Annotated in this window: 19 protein-coding genes; 11 read left to right on the top strand and 8 right to left on the bottom strand. The window is 55.5% G+C overall.

All coding sequences use genetic code 11. From position 1 onward, the window contains the following. The first annotated feature begins 21 nt into the window (after positions 1–21). The 6 genes from hisS to KTJ90_RS05080 all read left to right on the top strand — a co-directional run bounded on the left by hisS (position 22) and on the right by KTJ90_RS05080 (position 7,855). The gene (gene hisS, locus KTJ90_RS05055) at positions 22–1,296 is read left to right on the top strand and encodes a histidine--tRNA ligase (RefSeq protein WP_008926705.1); all 1,275 of its coding nucleotides are present in this window, start codon (positions 22–24) and stop codon (positions 1,294–1,296) included. 39 nt (positions 1,297–1,335) lie between these two features. Then, positions 1,336–1,953 (top strand): YfgM family protein, encoded by a 618-nt coding sequence (locus tag KTJ90_RS05060; RefSeq protein ID WP_003848696.1) that lies wholly within the window; start codon positions 1,336–1,338, stop codon positions 1,951–1,953. 19 nt (positions 1,954–1,972) lie between these two features. Then, positions 1,973–3,154, top strand: coding sequence for an outer membrane protein assembly factor BamB (gene bamB, locus KTJ90_RS05065; RefSeq protein WP_003848699.1), 1,182 nt, complete (start codon positions 1,973–1,975; stop codon positions 3,152–3,154). A 174-nt stretch (positions 3,155–3,328) separates the two neighbouring features. After that, on the top strand, positions 3,329–4,819 hold the full coding sequence (gene der, locus KTJ90_RS05070) for a ribosome biogenesis GTPase Der (protein WP_008926703.1): 1,491 nt from the start codon (positions 3,329–3,331) through the stop codon (positions 4,817–4,819). A 62-nt stretch (positions 4,820–4,881) separates the two neighbouring features. Further along, positions 4,882–5,103, top strand: coding sequence for a zinc ribbon domain-containing protein (locus KTJ90_RS05075; RefSeq protein ID WP_039659539.1), 222 nt, complete (start codon positions 4,882–4,884; stop codon positions 5,101–5,103). Between the two features lie 310 nt (positions 5,104–5,413). Next, positions 5,414–7,855: a glucose/quinate/shikimate family membrane-bound PQQ-dependent dehydrogenase gene (locus KTJ90_RS05080; protein WP_140915648.1), complete on the top strand. Its 2,442-nt coding sequence runs from the start codon at positions 5,414–5,416 to the stop codon at positions 7,853–7,855. A gap of 40 nt (positions 7,856–7,895) precedes the next feature. On the opposite strand, the gene KTJ90_RS05085 is transcribed toward KTJ90_RS05080, so the two are convergent. From KTJ90_RS05085 to xseA, 3 genes are all read right to left on the bottom strand, one after another. Then, entirely contained in the window at positions 7,896–8,228 is a 333-nt protein-coding gene (locus KTJ90_RS05085; RefSeq protein ID WP_008926700.1) for a protealysin inhibitor emfourin, read from the bottom strand. Further along, positions 8,225–9,238, bottom strand: a complete 1,014-nt coding sequence (locus KTJ90_RS05090) for a M4 family metallopeptidase (protein ID WP_140915649.1) — start codon at positions 9,236–9,238, stop codon at positions 8,225–8,227. The genes KTJ90_RS05085 and KTJ90_RS05090 overlap by 4 nt, the downstream gene beginning before the upstream one ends. A gap of 117 nt (positions 9,239–9,355) precedes the next feature. Continuing rightward, positions 9,356–10,729 (bottom strand): exodeoxyribonuclease VII large subunit, encoded by a 1,374-nt coding sequence (gene xseA, locus KTJ90_RS05095; protein WP_499026456.1) that lies wholly within the window; start codon positions 10,727–10,729, stop codon positions 9,356–9,358. Between the two features lie 168 nt (positions 10,730–10,897). On the opposite strand from xseA, the gene guaB reads away from it, so the two are divergent. The 3 genes from guaB to KTJ90_RS05110 all read left to right on the top strand — a co-directional run bounded on the left by guaB (position 10,898) and on the right by KTJ90_RS05110 (position 15,089). Next, positions 10,898–12,364, top strand: a complete 1,467-nt coding sequence (gene guaB / locus KTJ90_RS05100) for an IMP dehydrogenase (RefSeq protein WP_003848714.1) — start codon at positions 10,898–10,900, stop codon at positions 12,362–12,364. A 68-nt stretch (positions 12,365–12,432) separates the two neighbouring features. Next, positions 12,433–14,013, top strand: coding sequence for a glutamine-hydrolyzing GMP synthase (gene guaA, locus KTJ90_RS05105; protein WP_499025982.1), 1,581 nt, complete (start codon positions 12,433–12,435; stop codon positions 14,011–14,013). A gap of 302 nt (positions 14,014–14,315) precedes the next feature. Beyond that, positions 14,316–15,089, top strand: a complete 774-nt coding sequence (locus tag KTJ90_RS05110; protein WP_003848719.1) for a DUF3750 domain-containing protein — start codon at positions 14,316–14,318, stop codon at positions 15,087–15,089. Between the two features lie 30 nt (positions 15,090–15,119). Here KTJ90_RS05110 and KTJ90_RS05115 read toward each other — a convergent pair whose 3' ends face one another. After that, entirely contained in the window at positions 15,120–15,299 is a 180-nt protein-coding gene (locus KTJ90_RS05115) for a GDFGVC terminal motif YodC-like protein (protein ID WP_003848720.1), read from the bottom strand. Positions 15,300–15,493: 194 nt separating this feature from the next. On the opposite strand from KTJ90_RS05115, the gene KTJ90_RS05120 reads away from it, so the two are divergent. Together KTJ90_RS05120 and KTJ90_RS05125 are read left to right on the top strand one after the other, a co-directional pair. Then, positions 15,494–15,739: a hypothetical protein gene (locus tag KTJ90_RS05120; protein WP_003848722.1), complete on the top strand. Its 246-nt coding sequence runs from the start codon at positions 15,494–15,496 to the stop codon at positions 15,737–15,739. A 20-nt stretch (positions 15,740–15,759) separates the two neighbouring features. Then, positions 15,760–16,257, top strand: a complete 498-nt coding sequence (locus tag KTJ90_RS05125; protein WP_375150750.1) for a helix-turn-helix transcriptional regulator — start codon at positions 15,760–15,762, stop codon at positions 16,255–16,257. Here the strand turns inward: KTJ90_RS05125 and mgtE are convergent, their stop codons facing one another. The 4 genes from mgtE to ppx all read right to left on the bottom strand — a co-directional run bounded on the left by mgtE (position 16,258) and on the right by ppx (position 20,293). Beyond that, a complete protein-coding gene (gene mgtE / locus KTJ90_RS05130; protein ID WP_499025983.1) occupies positions 16,258–17,691 on the bottom strand; it encodes a magnesium transporter in 1,434 nt (477 codons plus the stop codon). Positions 17,692–17,822: 131 nt separating this feature from the next. Further along, complete coding sequence (locus tag KTJ90_RS05135) at positions 17,823–18,008, bottom strand: YfgG family protein (RefSeq protein ID WP_003848728.1); 186 nt, start codon at positions 18,006–18,008, stop codon at positions 17,823–17,825. A gap of 102 nt (positions 18,009–18,110) precedes the next feature. Next, on the bottom strand, positions 18,111–18,725 hold the full coding sequence (gene tehB / locus KTJ90_RS05140; RefSeq protein ID WP_003848730.1) for a tellurite resistance methyltransferase TehB: 615 nt from the start codon (positions 18,723–18,725) through the stop codon (positions 18,111–18,113). Between the two features lie 41 nt (positions 18,726–18,766). Continuing rightward, the gene (gene ppx, locus KTJ90_RS05145) at positions 18,767–20,293 is read right to left on the bottom strand and encodes an exopolyphosphatase (RefSeq protein WP_003848733.1); all 1,527 of its coding nucleotides are present in this window, start codon (positions 20,291–20,293) and stop codon (positions 18,767–18,769) included. Positions 20,294–20,296 lie beyond the last annotated feature (3 nt).

The raw sequence follows: 20,296 nt of genomic DNA on the forward strand, positions 1-20,296 counted from the left end.
TTTGCATTAAGAGATTCTAACGTGGCGAAGAATATTCAGGCGATTCGCGGGATGAACGACTACCTGCCTGCGGATACTGCCCTCTGGCAACGGATTGAAGGCGTTCTCAAGCAGACGCTGGCGAGCTACGGTTACAGCGAAATTCGCTTACCGCTGGTAGAGCAAACCCCACTGTTTAAGCGCGCCATCGGTGAAGTCACCGACGTGGTTGAAAAAGAGATGTATACCTTTGACGATCGCAACGGCGAAAGCCTGACGCTGCGTCCGGAAGGCACAGCAGGCTGCGTGCGAGCCGGTATCGAACACGGTTTACTCTACAACCAGGAACAGCGTCTGTGGTACATGGGTCCCATGTTCCGCTATGAGCGTCCGCAGAAAGGCCGCTATCGTCAGTTCTATCAGATTGGCGTGGAAGTTTTTGGTCTGCAGGGACCAGACATCGATGCTGAACTGATCATGCTGAATGCCCGCTGGTGGAAAGCCCTGGGTATCTCTGAGCACGTTCGCCTTGAACTTAACTCTATCGGTTCGCTGGAAGCGCGTGCTCACTACCGTGATGCGCTCGTCGCCTTCCTTGAACAGCACAAAGAGGTGCTGGACGAGGATTGCAAACGCCGCATGTACAGCAATCCGATGCGTGTTCTCGACAGTAAAAATTCCGACGTTCAGCAACTGCTGAATGATGCGCCACAGCTTGGCGACTACCTGGATGATGAATCACGTGAACATTTCAGCGGCCTGTGTGCCTTGCTGGATGATGCCGGAATCAGCTACACCGTCAATCAGCGTCTGGTGCGCGGTCTGGATTACTACAACCGCACCGTGATTGAGTGGGTGACGGATAGCCTGGGTTCACAGGGCACGGTATGCGGCGGCGGTCGCTATGATGGCCTGGTTGAGCAGCTCGGTGGCCGCGCGACACCTGCCGTTGGCTTTGCAATGGGTATGGAGCGTCTGGTATTGCTGGTTCAGGCAGTTAATCCTGAATTTGAACCGACGAGCAATGTGGATGTCTATGTTATCGCTTCAGGTCAGGGCGTGCAGTCTGCTGCGATGCAGCTGGCTGAGAAATTGCGTGATGAAGCGCCTGAACTGAGGCTGATGACCAACTTTGGCGGCGGCAACTTCAAGAAGCAATTTGCCCGTGCTGACAAGTGGGGCGCGCGCGTTGCCCTGGTGTTAGGCGAGGATGAAGTTAAAGCCGGTCAGGTCGTGATTAAAGATCTGCGCCGTGGCGAGCAGCAAACGCTGGATCAGGCAGAGGCTGCTGCTGTATTGCGTACGCTGCTACAGTAAGCGTGACACAGCACCAACCATAGAAAGGAGAAGGATTGCGTGGAAGTGTATAGCAATGAAAACGAGCAGACCGACGCGCTGCGCAACTTTTTTGCCAGTAATGGCAAAGCGTTAGCCATTGGCGTAGTGATCGGCATTGCTGCGCTGGGTGGCTGGCGTTACTGGAGCAGTCATCAGGATGATACGGCGAAATCGGTATCCGCACAGTATCAGCAGCTGACCAGCGCCATGCAGGCAGGCAAGCCGGAAACGCTGGAAGCGGTAAACCGTTTTGCCAGTGAAAACAGCAACACTTACGGTGCTCTGGCCGCGATGGATCTGGCGAAGCAGTACGTTGACGCCGGTCAGCTTGATAAAGCGGCATCACTGCTGCAAAACGGTCTGAAAGATACCAAAGATGCCAATCTGCAGGCGGTGATTAACCTGCGCCTGGCACGCATTCAACTGCAACAGAATCAAGCAGATGCGGCGCTTAAAACCCTTGACGGTGTGAAGGGTGATGGCTGGACAGCCATTGTGGCCGATATTCGCGGCGAAGCGCTGCTGACCAAAGGCGACAAGCAGGGCGCGCGCGATGCATGGAGTAAAGGGGTTGAATCTGACGCCTCTCCGGCATTGAAGCAAATGATGCAGATGAAGATGAATAACTTAAGCTAAGCCAGTCAAGAGAGAGCGCATGGAATTACGTAAATACCTGCTGCCGGGACTGATTTCAGTCACTTTGCTCAGCGGTTGTTCGCTGTTTAGCGGCGAAGAAGATGTAGTAAAAATGGCCCCGTTGCCGAAGGTCGAAAACCAGTTCACGCCACAGAAAGTGTGGAGCACCTCGGTCGGTGACGGTGTGGGTGATTTCTACTCAAATCTGCATCCTGCCTGGCAGGATAATACGGTTTACGCTGCCGACCGCTTTGGTATCGTCAAAGCACTGGATGCCGCAGACGGTAAAGAAAAGTGGAAAGTCGATCTCTCTGAGAAAACCGGCTTCTTCTCGAAAAATATTTCAGCCCTGCTATCAGGTGGCCTGACGGCCGATGGCGACCGCATTTATGTTGGCAGCGAACGCGGCCAGGTTTTTGCCCTGAACAGCAGCGATGGTAGCGTGGCCTGGCAGACGAAAGTCGCCGGTGAAGCGCTGTCACGTCCGGTGGTCAGCGATGGTCTGGTGCTGATTCATACCAGCAACGGCATGTTGCAGGGACTGGATCAGAGCAGCGGTGTGGTGAAGTGGAGCGTCAACCTGGATATGCCAGCGCTGTCTCTGCGCGGTGAATCTGCGCCGGCTGTGGCCTTTGGCGGCGCAATTGTCGGTGGCGACAACGGCCGTGTCAGTGCCGTGGCAATGAACCAGGGACAGCTGATCTGGCAGCAGCGTATTTCTCAGGTCAGCGGTGCCACGGAGATTGACCGTCTTAATGACGTCGATACCACACCGGTTATCGTTAACGGCGTCGTTTATGCACTGGCCTACAATGGCAATCTGTCGGCGCTGGATCTGCGTTCAGGTCAGATTTTGTGGAAACGCGAAATCGGCGGTGTGAAGGATCTGATTGTTGATGCCGGCCGTATCTATCTGGTCGATCAGGACGATCGTGTGATCGCTCTTAACACTGACGGCGGTGTTGCCATCTGGCGTCAAAGCGATCTGCTGCATCGCAACCTGACTTCACCGGTGCTCTACAACGGTTATCTGATAGTCGGTGACAGCGAAGGTTATCTGCACTGGCTGAACACCACAGATGGACGTTTTGTCGCGCAGCAGGAACTGGATAGCTCAGGCTTCCAGACCGAGCCGGTAGTTGCCAGCGACAAGCTGCTGATCCAGTCCAAAGACGGTGAGGTTTATGCGATTACCCGTTAACGGGTAAACGTCTGGCAGGTGAAATCCTCCGTTCCGACGGCTCCTGATTTAATCAGGGGCCGTTTCGTTTTTAGTCAGGCATGGTATTCTTTGCGCCTTAAGCCTGAACTTAACGGCCAGAGCCGTTATAATCTCGCCATTCGGGCGATTAATTTTTTATTGAGGCATTTTGTTATGGTACCTGTGGTCGCGCTGGTTGGGCGTCCCAATGTGGGAAAATCTACGCTATTCAACCGTTTAACACGCACACGTGATGCGCTGGTAGCGGATTTTCCTGGACTGACTCGCGATCGCAAATATGGTCGCGCCGAAGTGGAAGGGCGCGAATTTATTGTTATTGATACCGGTGGTATCGACGGCACCGAAGAGGGTGTTGAAACGCGGATGGCTGAACAGTCACTGCTGGCGATCGAAGAAGCCGATGTTGTGCTGTTTATGGTGGATGCGCGTGCGGGCATGATGGCCGCCGATCAGCAAATTGCGAAGCATCTCCGTTCCCGTCAGAAAGCGACCTTCCTGGTGGCAAATAAAACTGACGGGATGGATCCGGATCAGGCGATTGTCGACTTCTATTCACTGGGCCTGGGCGAAATCCACGCCATTGCGGCGTCGCATGGTCGTGGTGTGAGCAGCCTGATTGAAGAGGCGCTGCTGCCGTGGATGGAAAAAGTTGAGGCGGTCGAGCTCACTGAAGAAGAAGAGAACCAGGCTTACTGGGCTGCGTTAGAAGCTGACGAGATTGCTGAGCAGGAAGCCGCAGAGGAAGAAGAAAACTTCGACCCGACGGGCCTGCCGATCAAACTGGCTATCGTTGGTCGTCCAAACGTAGGTAAGTCAACGCTTACCAACCGCATTCTCGGTGAAGACCGCGTGGTGGTCTACGATATGCCGGGCACCACCCGCGACAGCATCTACATTCCGATGGAGCGCGATGGACGTGAATACGTTCTGATCGACACCGCCGGTGTCCGTAAGCGTGCCAAAATCTCTGACACTGTAGAGAAATTCTCGGTGATCAAGACGCTGCAGGCGATTGAAGATGCCAACGTGGTGATGCTTGTGATTGATGCGCATGCCGGCATTTCCGATCAGGATCTCTCACTGCTTGGCTTCATTCTCAACAGTGGTCGCTCGCTGGTGATTGTGGTCAACAAATGGGATGGCCTGTCGCAGGAAGTACGTGATGAAGTGAAAGAGACGCTGGACTTCCGTCTGGGCTTTATCGATTTCGCCCGTATCCACTTTATCTCTGCGCTGCACGGCAGCGGCGTGGGTAATCTGTTCGAGTCGATCACTGAAGCTTATGACTGCTCGACCCGACGCGTAAATACCTCGCTGCTGACGCGCATCATGAACATGGCTGCAGACGATCACCAGCCGCCGCTGGTACGCGGTCGCCGCGTTAAGCTGAAATACGCGCATGCCGGTGGTTATAACCCGCCTATCGTAGTGATCCACGGTAATCAGGTGAAGGATCTGCCCGATTCTTACAAACGCTATCTGATGAACTACTTCCGTAAATCACTGAACGTGATGGGAACGCCAATTCGTATTCAGTTCAAAGAGGGTGATAACCCTTATGAAGGCAAACGTAACCTGCTGACGCCAACGCAGCAGCGTAAACGTAAGCGTCTGATGGCGCATATGAAAAAGAATAAGCGTTAACAAAATGAGGGCCATCTGGCCCTCTTTTTTTTGCTCTGAACTCATCAGGCAGGGAGAAGAAAATGATGGTGATGTGTGAAAAATGTCAGCAACCGCTGTCGCTCAGCAACGGTGAAATTATCTGCAGTGCCTGTGGTGCACATTATCCCGCGAAACCCTGTTGCCCTGAGTGTCACCAGCCGCTTGACGTACTCAAAGCCTGCGGTGCAGTGGACTACTTTTGCCGCAATGGACATGGTCTGATCTCCCGCAAGCGCGTACTGTTCCAGCCGCCAGGTCACTAACGCCGCTTTCAGCTACGCGTAATCTGTCTGAGAATCCACCGCGACGCCCGGCTATTTGTAGCAAAAATGCTATTGCGCCGTAACAAACCGGTTAGATATGTTCACTCTGTAACGTACCAGGTGGTACAATCCTGCCGCGTCGTGGGAGGGGTCAGCCACATCAGTGCTCTTCCGGCCCACAGATTCTCACGGACGCGGGTCTGTTTATATTCGATTTGAAACCGAGCGATGCTCCACGCGCACCTGTTAACGCGCCGGAGTCCGGATGGCCTCTGTCCGGGCGCTCTGTTTATTCAGGAGAGTAAGTGTTATGGCTGAAACATCCTCCCGCGCCGGAAAGGGGCTGGGAATCGCATCCATGCTGCTCGGACTGGTGCTGCTTGCCACCGGTCTGTTTTTTGCAATTGGCGGCGGTAAACTGGCCGCCCTGGGCGGCAGTTGGTACTTTTTAATTGCGGGTATTGTTACTGTCCTCTCCGCAATCCAGTTCTTCCGTCGCAAATCTTCGGCAGTGGTTCTGTTCCTGCTGGTCTTTGCTGGCACCCTGATCTGGTCGCTGTTTGACGCAGGTCTGGATTTCTGGCCACTGGTCTCGCGTCTGATGGTTCCAGCCGGACTGACGCTGCTGGCTTTCCTGATCTGGCCTTCACTGCGTAAGCACGAAGGTAAGCACTCACTGGCGAAACCTTCTTACGCGTTCGCGGCAGTGCTGGCGGCAGGCATGGTGGCAACACTGGTGCAGATGTTCCAGCCTCATCCTACCGTTGCGGCTACGGGCGAAGAGTTACCGTTGATCCCGGTAGACAAAGCGAAACAACAGAAAGACTGGGATAACTACGGCAACACGCCTCAGGGCAGCCGCTTTGTGGCACTCGATCAAATCACCCGCGACAACGTGAAAGATCTGCAGGTCGCGTGGACCTTCCGCACGGGTGATACCCCAGTCAGCCCGACCGGTAACGGCGCAGAAGATCAGCAGACGCCATTACAGATTGGCAATACCCTTTATCTCTGTACGCCGCATAACAACGTTATCGCCGTTGAAGCCAACACGGGTAAGCAGCTCTGGAAACGTGAAATCAACGCCCAGGCTGAAGTCTGGCCGCGCTGCCGTGGTCTGGCTTACTTTGATGCAACCAAACCGCTGCAACAGCCGGACAAGCCGGGTTCTGTACCGGTGACGGCGGCTGTGCTGCCAGCTGGTGACAGCTGTCAGCGCCGTATTCTGATGAATACCATTGATGCGCGTCTGATTGCGATCAACGCCGACAATGGTGAGTTCTGTGAAGATTTTGGTAATCACGGCATCGTAGATCTTAAAGCGGGCCTGGGTCAGGCACCGGACCCACAATATCAGCTGACCTCCGCGCCAACGCTGGCCGGTACCACGGTTGTGGTGGGTGGCCGTGTCGCAGATAACGTACAGACCGATATGCCTGGTGGTGTGTTACGTGGTTTTGACGTGATTACTGGCAAAATGCGCTGGGCGTTTGACCCGGGCAATGTTGACCCGAATGCGATACTGATGCCGGGCAAAGATTATACCCGCAGTACGCCAAACTCATGGGCGCCGATGTCTTATGACCCGGCAATGAACACCGTGTTCATCCCAATGGGGAGTTCGTCAGTTGACCTCTGGGGTGCGAACCGTACCGCGCTGGATCACAAATATGGCGCATCGGTGCTGGCGCTGGATGCCACCACCGGTAAAGAGAAGTGGGTCTATCAGACCGTACATAACGATCTGTGGGACTTCGACCTGCCGATGCAGCCAAGCCTGATCGACTTCCCGCAAAAAGATGGCAGCACCACGCCAGCGGTGGTGATTGGCGGCAAAACCGGCATGATCTTCGTGCTTGACCGTATGACCGGTAAGCCGCTGACCAAAGTCGAAGAACTGCCGATGCCGCAGGGTCATATCCCGAACGAGCAGTACACCAAAACACAGCCGCACTCGACCGGTATGCCGCAGATCGGCAACCAGACGCTGAAAGAGTCTGACATGTGGGGTGCCACGCCGTTTGACCAGCTGGCTTGCCGTATTGGTTTCAAATCGATGCGCTATGACGGTCTGTTCACCGTACCAGACACTGACAAGTCTCTGAGCTTCCCGGGTTCACTGGGTGGAATGAACTGGGGCAGCATGTCGATCGATCCGAACAATCACCTGTTGTTCGTCAATGACATGCGTCTGGGCCTGTGGGTTCAGATGATCCCGGCGGATACCAATAAAACGGCGCGTGGCAGTAACGGTGGCGAAGCGATCAACACCGGTATGGGTGCGGTTCCGCTGAAAGGCACGCCTTATGCTGTGAATAAGAACCGCTTTATGTCACCGCTGGGCATCCCTTGTCAGAAACCGCCATTTGGTACGCTGTCGGCGATTGACCTGAAAACACAGAAAATCGTCTGGCAGGTGCCGGTCGGTACGGTGCAGGATACCGGTCCGTTTGGTATTAAAATGCGCGTGAAAATGCCGATTGGTATGCCAACGCTGGGCGGTACGCTGGCAACGCAGGGTGGCCTGGTGTTCATCGCCGGTACACAGGATTACTACCTGCGCGCCTTTGATGCATCAACCGGTAAAGAAGTGTGGAAAGCACGTCTGCCGGTGGGCAGTCAGGGCGGCCCAATGAGCTACGTCTCACCGAAAGATGGTAAGCAGTACATCCTGATCTCGGCAGGTGGCGCACGTCAGTCACCGGACCGTGGTGATTACGTGATTGCGTACGCGCTGCCAGACAGCAAGTAACAACGCTTAACGAGAAGGGCCGACATTGTCGGCCCTTTTTTTATTTGCCGTCGCGCCACAGCGCCTGCAACTCAGGTGGTGCCACCTGTTCCGGAATCAGCAGCACAATGGTGCCCACCTCGCGGCGGGTGGCATACTGAATCTGGATGCGGAAATAGCGCTGATCGCCACTGCCCACCTGCGCAGCTTTTTCCTCGGGTTCGCCCAGCGGCATTGCCTGCTCCAGCGCATGGCAGACGCGCTCTTTTTCCGGTGCCGGCAGCTCACCCAGCATAAAACGACGTTCGGCGCGCAGCCCCGGAATAAAGGCCATGCCGCCTTCACGCGCGACGATGATGGTGGCATCATCGGTGAGTTCGGGCAGGTCACTCATAGCACGCCAACCTCCTTCCACGCCTGTTCAATAGCATTGCTGACCGACGCGTCGAAGCGTTTTTTACCATGCTCAACGGTGAAGCGGGCAAAGGTCTTAAAGTCCGCATTCTGTGGCAGTTCGTCGTCACACACGGTGTCGTACCAGGCATATCCCGCCTGTTCCCAGGCATAACCACCCAGCGCTTTGGCCGCCAGATAAAAGGCCCGGTTAGGAATGCCGGAGTTGATATGAACGCCGCCATTATCTTCACGGGTTTTCACGTAGTGATCCATGTGTGCCGGTTGCGGATCTTTGCCCAGCATCGGGTCATCGTAGGCGGTGCCAGGTTCAGACATCGATCGCAGACCACGTCCGTTGATGCCTTTCGCCAGCAGGCCTTCACCGATAAGCCAGTCCGCCTCATCGGCGCGCTGTTTTTTACTGAACTGTTTCACCAGCGAGCCAAAGACATCCGACAGCGACTCATTCAGCGCGCCAGCCTGCTCAAAGTAGATTAACCCGGCTTCATTTTCTGTGACGCCATGCGCCAGTTCATGCGCCACAACGTCAATCGCAATGGTGAAGCGATTAAAAATTTCACCGTCACCATCACCAAATACCATCTGCTGACCGTTCCAGAAAGCGTTCTGGTATTTTTCACCATAGTGCACGGTACCCAGCAGTTTCAGCCCCTGATTATCCAGCGAGTTACGCTGATAAGCCTGCCAGAAGAAGTCATAGGTCACCCCAAGGTAGTCCCAGGCTTCTTCAGCCGCGACATCATCATTACCGGGCTGGCCCTCCTGACGAATCAGCTTGCCCGGCAGGGTTTCCTGGCTCTGGGCATCATAAATTTCACGATCCACATGACCGCCCGCCGCCGTTTTAACGCCGGTCGGCTTTTGCCAGTGTTCCGCCATGAGATGTTGAACGTGCGTCAGGGTGCGACGCGCCTGCTCCTGCTGGTGGCCGGAACCGTGTGCGATGATCTTGCGAAGGATATAGGGAGGGATAACGCAATAAGGCATCTGAAACTCCTTGGCATCAGGGATGTGCCAAAAAGTATAGACCCGTCAGGCTGGATAGACCTGGTAATTAAGGCCATAGTTAAGTGGAAAAATGTGAGCTAACGGGCATAGTTGGCGTCAGGAAGCGGTTTTGCGGCGACGCTTTTTTTCAGGCAACAGCTGTGTCACCTGGCTTTCAACCCAGCCATCATCAAGGCGGGTGCGCAGCAGATCGCCGCTCTGGAGCTGTGCGGTTTTCTTCACCACCTGTCCGGTGTTGTCAGTGGTCACGCTAAAACCACGCGCCAGCGTCGCCAGCGGGCTGACGCCTTCCAGCTGCGCCACCAACTGACCAAAGTCCTGTTTGTTGCTGTTCAGCTGGCTGGTCATGCTCTGCTGCAGGCGATAGTGCCAGCTTTGCAGCTGCTTTTGCGCCTCGAACAGGCGCTGCTGCGGCTGTTGGGCATTGAGCCGATGCGCCAGGCGATCCTGCTGACGTGTAACCTGACGCAGGCGGGTTTCCATCGCTTCACCCAGACGCTGCTGCAGACGGAACAGGGCGGTCTGCTGACGAGCCAGACGCAACTGCGGGTGCTGCTGCTGCAGACGATGCTCAAGGCGGGTATAAAGCCGCTGCTGGCGCGCCAGGTAATAATCCATCGCCATCTCCAGCCGCTGTTGCTGAGATTGCAACTGGCGCAGCAGCTCCAGCTGGTTACGGCTGACAATTTCAGCGGCGGCGGAAGGGGTGGGCGCGCGTAAATCGGCAACAAAGTCAGCAATGGTGACATCGGTTTCGTGACCGACCGCGCTGACGACAGGAATGCGGCTGGCAAAAATGGCGCGTGCTACGCGTTCGTCATTAAAACTCCACAGATCTTCCAGTGAACCGCCGCCGCGTCCGACGATTAACACGTCGCACTCATTGCGCAGGTTGGCGATTTCAATTGCACGGACAATCGCCGCGGGCGCATCAACACCCTGAACTACGGTGGGGTAGATCACCACGGGCAGCGAAGGATCACGGCGATGCAGCACACGTAACACATCGTGCAGTGCCGCACCGGTGGAAGAGGTGATAACCCCGACCTGGCGTGCCGGTTCCGGCAGTGGTTGCTTATGCTGCGGATCGAACAATCCTTCGGTCGCCAGTTTTGCTTTCAGCAGTTCAAACTGCTGCTGCAACAAGCCTTCACCCGCCGGATGCATACTCTCGGCAATCAGCTGATAGTCACCGCGGGGCTCATAGAGCGTGATGTTGGCACGCACCAGTACCTGCTGACCGTGCTGCGGACGGAAGGTGACGCGACGATTGCTGTTACGGAACATGGCACAGCGAACCTGAGCGCCATCATCTTTCAGCGTGAAGTACCAGTGACCGGATGCCGGTTGCGTGAAGTTGGAGATCTCGGCGCTGATCCAGACCAGACCCATCTCTTTCTCCAGCAGTTGACGCACTGTCGTATTGAGACGGCTGACGGTAAAAATATTGGCGATGGGTGGCAGCGACATGTGACGAAGATCAAATTCCAAATCAGCAGGTTAATTCATCGATACTACATTGCTGCCTGCGCGGATCAAGAGTTTTTCTTAAATAATGCTGGAGGCAATCGATTACGGCCTGTATAATGCCGCGGCAATATTTTATCTATTCTCAATCACCCGAGGTGGAGTATTGCCATGTTAAGAATCGCTAAAGAAGCACTCACTTTTGACGACGTTCTGCTCGTCCCTGCACACTCCACCGTCCTGCCTAATACGGCCGATCTCAGCACTCAGCTGACCAAAAATATCCGTTTAAACATTCCTATGCTCTCCGCTGCCATGGACACCGTGACCGAATCGGGTCTGGCGATTGCGCTGGCACAGGAAGGCGGCCTTGGCTTCATCCATAAAAATATGTCGATTGAACGCCAGGCGGACGAAGTGCGCAAGGTGAAGAAACATGAAAGCGGCGTGGTCACTGAACCACAGACCGTGCTGCCAACCACGCCTCTGGCTGATGTGAAAGTGCTGACCGAGCGCAACGGCTTTGCAGGCTACCCGGTAGTTAACCGCGACAACGAACTGGTGGGTATCATCACCGGTCGTGATGTGCGCTTTGTAACCGACCTCTCTCAGCCGGTCTCTGCGGTCATGACCCCGAAAGAGCGTCTGGTGACGGTGAAAGAGGGTGAAGCGCGTGATGTGGTCCTGCACAAGATGCACGAAAAGCGCGTTGAGAAAGCGCTGGTCGTGGATGACAGCTTCCATCTGCTGGGCATGATCACCGTTAAAGACTTTCAGAAAGCCGAACGTAAACCTAACGCCTGTAAAGATGCGCAGGGTCGACTGCGTGTCGGTGCAGCGGTGGGCGCGGGTGCCGGTAACGAAGAGCGTATTGATGCGCTGGTCGCAGCAGGCGTTGACGTGCTGCTGATTGACTCTTCACACGGCCACTCTGAAGGTGTGCTGTCACGCATCCGTGAAACCCGCGCTAAATACCCGGATCTGGAAATCGTCGGCGGTAACGTGGCAACAGGCGCAGGCGCTCTGGCGCTGGTCGCGGCAGGCGTCAGCGCCGTTAAAGTCGGTATCGGCCCGGGCTCAATCTGTACTACCCGTATCGTAACCGGCGTGGGCGTTCCACAGATCACTGCTGTTTCTGACGCGGTTACTGCGCTGGAAGGCACCGGTATTCCGGTGATTGCTGACGGTGGTATCCGTTTCTCCGGTGATATCGCTAAAGCAATCGCGGCGGGTGCGTCCTGTGTGATGGTCGGTTCAATGCTGGCGGGGACCGAAGAGTCGCCGGGCGAGATCGAACTCTATCAGGGCCGTTCATTCAAATCCTATCGCGGTATGGGTTCACTGGGCGCGATGTCCAAAGGCTCGTCTGACCGTTACTTCCAGACTGATAACGCCGCTGACAAGCTGGTGCCGGAAGGTATCGAAGGTCGCGTGGCCTATAAAGGCCGTCTGAAAGAGATCGTGCATCAGCAGATGGGTGGATTGCGCTCGTGCATGGGCCTGACCGGTTGCCCGACCATTGACGACCTGCGCACCAAAGCGGAATTTGTCCGCATCAGCGGCGCAGGCATCAATGAGAGCCACGTGCATGATGTGACCATCACCAAAGAGTCACCGAATTACCGCATGGGTTCATAATCCCGATTTCCCGCCCGGCTCAAGCCGGGCGCTTTTATTGATCAAGTCACCGTTCTGGAAACCCCTCAATGACGACGGAAAATATCCATAAGCATCGCATTCTGATTCTCGATTTCGGCTCACAATATACTCAGCTGGTTGCACGTCGCGTGCGCGAACTCGGCGTTTACTGTGAACTCTGGGCATGGGACGTCACCGAAGAGCAGATTCGCCAGTTCAACCCAAGCGGCATCATCCTTTCCGGTGGCCCGGAAAGCACCACCGAACTGAACAGCCCGCGAGCACCTGACTATGTCTTCAACGCTGGCGTGCCGGTGCTGGGCGTCTGCTACGGTATGCAGACCATGGCGATGCAGCTGGGCGGCACCGTGGCTGGCTCAAACGAGCGTGAGTTTGGTTATGCGCAGGTCGAAGTCACCACGCCAAGCGCGCTGGTTCGCGATATCGAAGATGCTATCAGCGCCGCCGGTAAACCGCTGCTGGATGTCTGGATGAGCCACGGCGACAAAGTTACAGCGATTCCGGCTGACTTCGTGACTGTTGCCAGCACAGAAACCTGTCCATTTGCCATTATGGCCAACGAAGAAAAGCGTTTCTATGGCGTGCAGTTCCACCCGGAAGTGACTCATACCCGTCAGGGTCTGCGGATGCTTGAGCGCTTCATCATCGACATCTGTGAATGTGAAGCACTGTGGACACCGGCCAAAATCATTGAAGATGCCGTTGAACGCCTGCGTGAGCAGGTTGGCAACGACAAGGTCATCCTTGGTCTGTCAGGCGGAGTGGACTCCTCTGTGACGGCAATGCTGCTGCATCGTGCCATCGGCGACCGTCTGACCTGTGTGTTCGTGGATAACGGCCTGCTGCGTCTGAACGAAGCACAACAGGTAATGGATATGTTTGGCGACCACTTCGGTCTGAACATCATCCATGTGCCGGCTGAGATGCGCTTCCTGGATGCGCTGGCGGGTATTGATGAGCCAGAAGCCAAGCGTAAGACCATTGGTCGCGTCTTTGTGGAAGTGTTCGACGAAGAAGCGCTGAAGCTGCAGGATGTGAAGTGGCTGGCACAGGGCACCATCTATCCGGACGTGATTGAGTCGGCGGCGTCAGCTACCGGTAAAGCGCACGTCATCAAGTCACACCACAACGTGGGTGGACTGCCGAAAGAGATGAAGATGGGCCTGGTTGAGCCGCTGAAAGAGCTGTTCAAAGACGAAGTGCGCAAGATTGGTCTCGAGCTGGGCCTGCCGTACGACATGCTGTATCGCCATCCATTCCCGGGTCCGGGTCTGGGCGTGCGTGTGCTGGGCGAAGTGAAGAAAGAGTATTGCGACCTGCTGCGCCGTGCCGATGCCGTCTTCATCGAAGAGCTGCATAAAGCGGATCTCTACAACAAAGTCAGCCAGGCGTTCACTGTCTTCCTGCCGGTTCGTTCAGTCGGCGTGATGGGCGATGGCCGTAAATATGACTGGGTTGTCTCGCTGCGTGCGGTGGAAACCATCGACTTTATGACCGCACACTGGGCGCACCTGCCGTATGATTTCCTGGGACGCGTCTCAAACCGCATCATCAATGAAGTCGACGGCATCTCCCGCGTGGTGTACGACATCAGCGGCAAGCCACCGGCGACGATTGAGTGGGAATAAACCGGCCCATGCCGATTAAGCGCTGATGCAAAAAAGCCCGCTTCCAGCGGGCTTTTTATTGCCTGAACTCCACTTAGACGGGCCATTTTAACCTTTCAGCACATCTATCCCCATCACTGGCGGTTTTCTGTTCACTTTACCGGAAATTGCGCTATTCTCCCTGCAGTAGAAGCCTGCACTTAACTTCCTTTGTGTCCTGCTTTTATTCGCCGCTTCGATAATCCGTATCCCAAAGCCGCCACTTACTGTAACCGCCTGCCACTCAGGCGTTTCGTGATTCTTACGTCATCAGGAATGTTGTCATGCTCTCACTGAAAGTGTTCAGCCTGTTTTTTGTTGCCGTGCTACTGCTGTCGCTGGGGGCCAGCATTGCGCAGGCGACGCGTCACGGCGAAACCGCACAGACCGGTGGCTGGGCCACTGCCCGGCGGGATTCGTCCGGAATCGCGCCCGATCCGCGTGCGTTATATAACCTGGCTATCGTGCAGGTCTATGCGGCGCCGACCTATGGCTGGAAAGGGCGGGTGGCGGTGCATCCCTGGATCATCTTTAAGCGCGCAGGTGAAACGCGTTTCACCCGCTACGAAGTGATTAGCTGGGGCAGCGGCGACAAAATCCGGCGCAACACCAACCTGCCGGATGGTTACTGGTATGGCGCAAAACCCCGGCTGCTGGTGGAGCATCGCGGACCGGAAGCCGAGGCGATGATTCCGCAGATTGAAGCCGCCATTAAATCCTATCCGTGGCCGACAACTTATCGTGCCTGGCCCGGACCGAACAGCAATACCTTCCTGGCGCATATCGGCCGTGAAGTGCCGGCTTTAAAACTGGATCTGCCCGCCAATGCGCTGGGCAAAGATTACCGGTCACTGTGGCATCCCATCGGGCTGCCGCCATCCGGGCGCGGTTTGCAGGTGTCGATTCTGGGCGTGGCGGGCGTGACGCTGGGCGCGGAAGAGGGACTTGAAGTGAACCTGCTGGGGCTTAATATGGGACTCGATTTTACGCCGTTCCGGCTGCGGTTGCCGTTTATCGGTGGTCTGGGCAATGACAACCTTCAGCAGGACAAACCCTGACAGTCTGGCCCCGTCAGGGGCCATTTTGCGTCAGCACACGCCAAAGTCACCCTCTTCATGATAGAGATTGACGCTCTCTGCCTTCACTTCGATCTCTTTCTTTGCCGCATCATCAACGCGCGCACACCACAGGGTGTCGCCGTCGACGCGCAGTACCTGCATTTTAGGTCCGCCGGTTTTCGACTGAACAAAATCCTCTGCTTTAAACATTCCTGCCTCCGTTGTTGAACATGAGTCCGGCCGGATTCTCGCTGGCGCGGTTTATTTTTTGCGTGACGTTATCCAGTTTATACCCTGACCGTTTTACTGCGAGAAAAAGTCTGCGCATGCTGAGGCGCATTAAGAAATATTCACCTGGTTGTCAGTTGACAACTCAATCATTCAGCGTCAGGATAGGGACACACATGGCAAGGAAGCGACATCCCAGTAAAGAGATTGAAACGGCGTTACGTTACGCCGAAACCCATGGCTGGCTGGTCGTGACGGGAGGTCATCACGCCTGGGGCAAAATGTACTGCCCGAAAAATCTGTTGATGTGCCGATGTGGGGAGTTTTGTCTGACCTGCATCTGGAGCACACCGAAAAATGCACATCAGCATGCCCAGGCGCTGCGGCGCGTGGTAGATAATTGTCACTATCTGAAGTCCTGAAGCAGCACAAGGAGAGGCATATGGAATATTGTTTTACACTGCGGTTTAGCCTGCCGGAAGGGCATGCGCCGGTGGATGAGTGGCTGGAAACACTGGCAGCAGCAGGCTGTGATGATGCACTGATCGGTCTGGGTATGCCAGGGCGCATTGCACTGGAGTTTACCCGGGAGTCTGACTCTGCCACGGAGGTATTGAGACAGGCAGAAGAGGATGTGCTGCGTGCTATACCGGGTGCCACGCTGGTAGAAGCGGCACCTGATTTTGTGGGATTGACGGATGTGGCCGAGATCATCGGCATGACGCGTCAGAATATGCGTAAGTTAATGCTCAGCCACCGCCCGCCGTTTCCACTGCCGGTGCACGACGGTAAAACCGCCATCTGGCACTTAGCGGACGTGCTGGAGTGGCTGAGCCAGCGCGGCAATTACACGTTGCCTGCGGCGACCCGTGAGCTGGCACAGGTGACGCGCCAGCGCAATCTCAACGGGTCGCTGCAACGTTACGGCCTGCACGCCTGATCAGTGGGGCAGCAGGAAGATCGTCGCCAGTCCCAGGAAGATAAAGAAGCCGCCGGTATCAGTCAGGGCGGTGATCAATACGCTGGAGCCTACGGCCGGATCGCGCTTCATTTTGGTCATTACCAGCGGAACCAGTACACCCATTAGCGCGGCCAGCAGCAGATTCAGCGCCATGGCCAGCATCATGACGCCGCCCAGCGCCATATTGTCATACATCAGCCAGGTAATGCCGCCCATAATGCCGCCCCAGAACAGGCCGTTGATCAGCGCTACGCCCAGTTCACGCACAATCAGAAACGAGAAGTTACCCGGTTCAACCTGATGTAAGGCCAGCGCCCGCACAATCATGGTGATGGTCTGGTTACCGGTGTTGCCGCCAATACCCGCAACAATTGGCATCAGGGTGGCAAGCGCCACGATTTGCGAAATCGTCCCTTCAAACAGCCCGATAACCCGCGAAGCAACAAAGGCGGTACAGAGATTAATGGCCAGCCAGGCCCAGCGTTTGCGTACTGATTTACGCACCGGGGCAAACACATCCTCTTCCTGACTGATGCCGCCCATTTTACGAATGTTACTTTCGTTTTCGGCATTCACCAGGTCGACAATGTCTTCGATGGTCACACGGCCAATCAGTTTGCCCCTGGCGTCGGTGACGGCAGCAGAAATCAGGTTATAACGCTCAAAGGCGCTGGCCGCATCTTCGGCCTTGTCGTTGAGCTGGAAGGTGGTCGGGCGCGCGTTCATAACGTCGCTGACCAGAGTTTTAGGTTTGTTGAGCAGGATATCCGTCAGCAGCAGTTCGCCAAGCAGCTGATTGTCTTTGTTAGTAATAAAGAGTTTATCGGTACCGCCGGGCATGCTTTTACGCTTGCGCAGAAAACGCTGCACCGTTGCCAGCGTGACATCGTCGCGCACCGTCAGGATATTAAAATCCATCACCCGGCCTACGCGGTCGCGGTCGAGCTGCACCATATCCAGCATACGGGCGCGCAGAGCCGGCTCCACGGTCGCCAGCAGGCGCCCGGTCAGGTCACGTGGCAGATATTGTGCCAGCCAGACCTGATCGTCGATGTCCAGCGGCTGGATAGCGCGCAGGATATCACGGTCGCTCATCTCTTCGGTGAGGCTGGCCCAGACCGTTTCTGAGGCTTCAACCAGCACGTGACCACGCCGCTCGTTTGGCACCAGACGCCACAATGCCTGACGTTCCTCTTCGGGCAGGGCTTCAAGAATGTCGGCGAGGTCAGCGGCATGAAGCTGCTGAATATACTGTTCCAGCGCATCACGCTGGGCCGCATTTTCACGTTGCTGTTCAGGGTTGAGATCGCCGGATTTCTCCAGCAGGGAATCAACCAGATCGTGCTCATTGAGCAGCAGCGTCAGAATGCGATGACGTATTTCACTTAAACGTTGAGATTGAGAGGCAGACACATTGGATCCCTTAGTCTGTAAGCACCAGCACGCAGTGTAGCGTTTCGCCTGAAAAAGGGATGCAAAAAAGAGTCCAGTTATCTGGATTCCGTTCAGGTTTCAGTGCAATTCAGGCGAAATATCACTATTCGCTAGCGCGTATCATTTGATGTGACGGTGACAGGCTCAGGAATAGCTTTCTGTTGCTGATGATGCTCGAAGGCAGCAGGCAGGATAAAAATCAGGCGACTAAAGAGAATGATAAAACTGATCAGCAGCACGATGCGGGTCATGGTGCCGGTTTTTTGACGTCTTCGGGGAGAAATAGCGCTGTTCACGCGGGGTGGTTCCTGTAATGAGCCCATCAGAGGGCGACTGCAATATTTAGTCACAGTCGCCAGATGAAATCAATCGCTGTTGAAAAAAACAGCAGATAAAGATCAATAACTCGCTTTTTGCGCCAGTAACGTCGCAAAGCGGCAGGTGATGCGGTTACCGTTTTCATCTTTACGATGCAGCTGACCGGGGTGCTCGTTGTACTTCACGATATGCCAGTTGCGATAATAGTGGCTGAGTTCGCCCGATTTAAACGCAAAAGAGAAATCTGCCGGGCAGGGCATATCGTCCGTGTTCATCGCCGCCACAATCAGGTTGAAACCATCCCTGACCGTACAAGCCTGCATGTCGGCAATCAGCTGCGGAATGGTCTGCGGCTGCAGAAACATCATTACCACGGTCGACAGCACAACGTTGAAGCCGCCATTAAAGCGTGTGTTGTTCAGATCGCGCTGCTCAGTGTGAATACCCTGAAGGTTTTCCTGCGCAATAATCTCCTGCAGGCGCGCCAGGCTCTGCGGATTGTGATCCCACGCTGTGACGTCAAAACCGTGCTGATTCAGAAACAGCGTATTGCGTCCCACGCCACAGCCAAGATCAAGCGCCTTGCCGACGTTAAGCTGGGGCAGAGCCGCAACCACTTCGGAGTGGGGCGGCGTTAAACCATAGGTGTCGGCAAAATAGTTTTCGCCTGAAAGCGGTGCGGTTGGTTGTGTCATAGTCATCAATTCAGTTAAACGGGCGCGGTGCGCCCGGGTTGTCAGATATCTTCTTCGAGGATCAGCTTCCATCCGGTGACGTCGTTCCAGTAAGCCTGCTCGCGTTCAAGATCGAGCTGAACCAGATTGTTCTGCGCAAAGTAGCCCGCCGGGAAAATCAGCGTCCAGTGGCCATCATCGCATTTCAGGGTTAACGCATCCGGACGCGTGGTGGCCTGGCGCTGATTATTCAGCAGGGTGCCCAGGCGCAGCAGAAAAATCAGCGGCACAAACTGCTTTTTCTTGAACAGCGTTACGCGTGGTAACTCATCAAGCTTCACCGCTTTACGATGGAATCTGACCAGTGCCGCCAGCAACATCTGCTGATCCTGATTGAACCCAGGCAGGTTGGTATTTTGCAGAATATAAGCTGAATGGCGTTGCAGGCCGCTGTGATTGATAGTCAGGCCCACTTCATGCAGCATCGCCGCCCATTTAAGCAGTGCAGCCAGTTGCGGATTCGCCAGCTTTGGGTTCTGATCGCGCCATTGCAGATAAAGCTGCTCGGTCGTCTCCAGCACACGTCGAGCCTGATCGCTGTCGATGGCGTAATGGTTAGCCAGACTTTGTGCTGTGCGGCTGCGAATATCCTGATGGCGGAAACGGCCCTCCATCTCATAGAGCACACCTTCACGCAGCGCACCGTCGGAGAGGCGCAGCTCGCGAATCGCCAGCGCATCGAAGACGCCACAGAGAATCGCCAGTCCGGGGACAAACACACCTTTGCGCTCTTCTGACAGGCCCGGCAGGCTCAGTGCAGAGAAGGATTTATGTTTCATCACTTCGTCATAGAGCTTTTCGAGACGCTCAGGCGTAATCAGCTTCTCTTTTTCATCCATCGCCTGCAGCACTTCGCAGGCAGCTTTGATGGTACCGGATGCGCCCAGCGCATATTGCCAGCCATGCAGACGATATTGCCATGCCAGCGTTTCCAGCTTTTGTGCAGCCGCTAAGCGGGCACGGCGGAAGTTTTCACGGCTGATTTCCCCTTTCGGGAAATAGAGCTGGGCGAAACTGACGCAACCCATGCGCCGGCTCTCAACCAGCTGAGGTTCGAAATCCTCACCAATCACCAGCTCAGTGGAGCCGCCGCCGATATCGATCACCAGCTTGCGGCCTTTTTCCGGCTGTGTGTGCTCCACACCCATAAAGATCAGACGCGCTTCTTCATGGCCTGAAATCACCTCGATTGGATAGGGGATCACCTCGGCAGCGCGCTGCAGGAAGGTTTCGGCATTGATCGCCTCGCGCAGCGTATGGGTGCCGACAATCGTCACGTTGCTGGGACTGAATCCCTGCAGGCGTTCGGCAAACAGGGCCAGGCAGGCTAAGCCACGCTCCATCGCCTCTTCGCTGAGGTTGTGTTGAGCATCCAGCCCATCCGCCAGATGGACGCGCTGTTTAAGGCGGCCCAGTACCTGCATCGCACCATCGACAACCCGCGCAATTACCATATGGAAACTGTTCGAGCCCAGGTCAATCGCCGCAAACTCCTGGGGTTTTGGCGTACTTTTATGAGAAATTGGCATAGG

Origin of the sequence: Pantoea jilinensis, from assembly GCF_019104105.1 — a bacterium.
Taxonomy (GTDB): Bacteria; Pseudomonadota; Gammaproteobacteria; order Enterobacterales; family Enterobacteriaceae; genus Pantoea; species Pantoea eucalypti.

Bases quoted from the DNA above. Each gene is read 5' to 3' on its own strand.
- KTJ90_RS05120 (WP_003848722.1), top strand. From the start codon at position 15,494: ATGGCAAGGAAGCGACATCCCAGTAAAGAGATTGAAACGGCGTTACGT.
- KTJ90_RS05090 (WP_140915649.1), bottom strand. From the start codon at position 9,238: ATGCCTTATTGCGTTATCCCTCCCTATATCCTTCGCAAGATCATCGCA.
- KTJ90_RS05115 (WP_003848720.1), bottom strand. From the start codon at position 15,299: ATGTTTAAAGCAGAGGATTTTGTTCAGTCGAAAACCGGCGGACCTAAA.
- KTJ90_RS05075 (WP_039659539.1), top strand. From the start codon at position 4,882: ATGATGGTGATGTGTGAAAAATGTCAGCAACCGCTGTCGCTCAGCAAC.
- ppx (WP_003848733.1), bottom strand. From the start codon at position 20,293: ATGCCAATTTCTCATAAAAGTACGCCAAAACCCCAGGAGTTTGCGGCG.
- bamB (WP_003848699.1), top strand. From the start codon at position 1,973: ATGGAATTACGTAAATACCTGCTGCCGGGACTGATTTCAGTCACTTTG.
- tehB (WP_003848730.1), bottom strand. From the start codon at position 18,725: ATGACACAACCAACCGCACCGCTTTCAGGCGAAAACTATTTTGCCGAC.
- KTJ90_RS05125 (WP_375150750.1), top strand. From the start codon at position 15,760: ATGGAATATTGTTTTACACTGCGGTTTAGCCTGCCGGAAGGGCATGCG.
- xseA (WP_499026456.1), bottom strand. From the start codon at position 10,729: ATGTCGCTGCCACCCATCGCCAATATTTTTACCGTCAGCCGTCTCAAT.
- KTJ90_RS05085 (WP_008926700.1), bottom strand. From the start codon at position 8,228: ATGAGTGACCTGCCCGAACTCACCGATGATGCCACCATCATCGTCGCG.
- KTJ90_RS05110 (WP_003848719.1), top strand. From the start codon at position 14,316: ATGCTCTCACTGAAAGTGTTCAGCCTGTTTTTTGTTGCCGTGCTACTG.
- guaA (WP_499025982.1), top strand. From the start codon at position 12,433: ATGACGACGGAAAATATCCATAAGCATCGCATTCTGATTCTCGATTTC.
- KTJ90_RS05080 (WP_140915648.1), top strand. From the start codon at position 5,414: ATGGCTGAAACATCCTCCCGCGCCGGAAAGGGGCTGGGAATCGCATCC.
- der (WP_008926703.1), top strand. From the start codon at position 3,329: ATGGTACCTGTGGTCGCGCTGGTTGGGCGTCCCAATGTGGGAAAATCT.
- guaB (WP_003848714.1), top strand. From the start codon at position 10,898: ATGTTAAGAATCGCTAAAGAAGCACTCACTTTTGACGACGTTCTGCTC.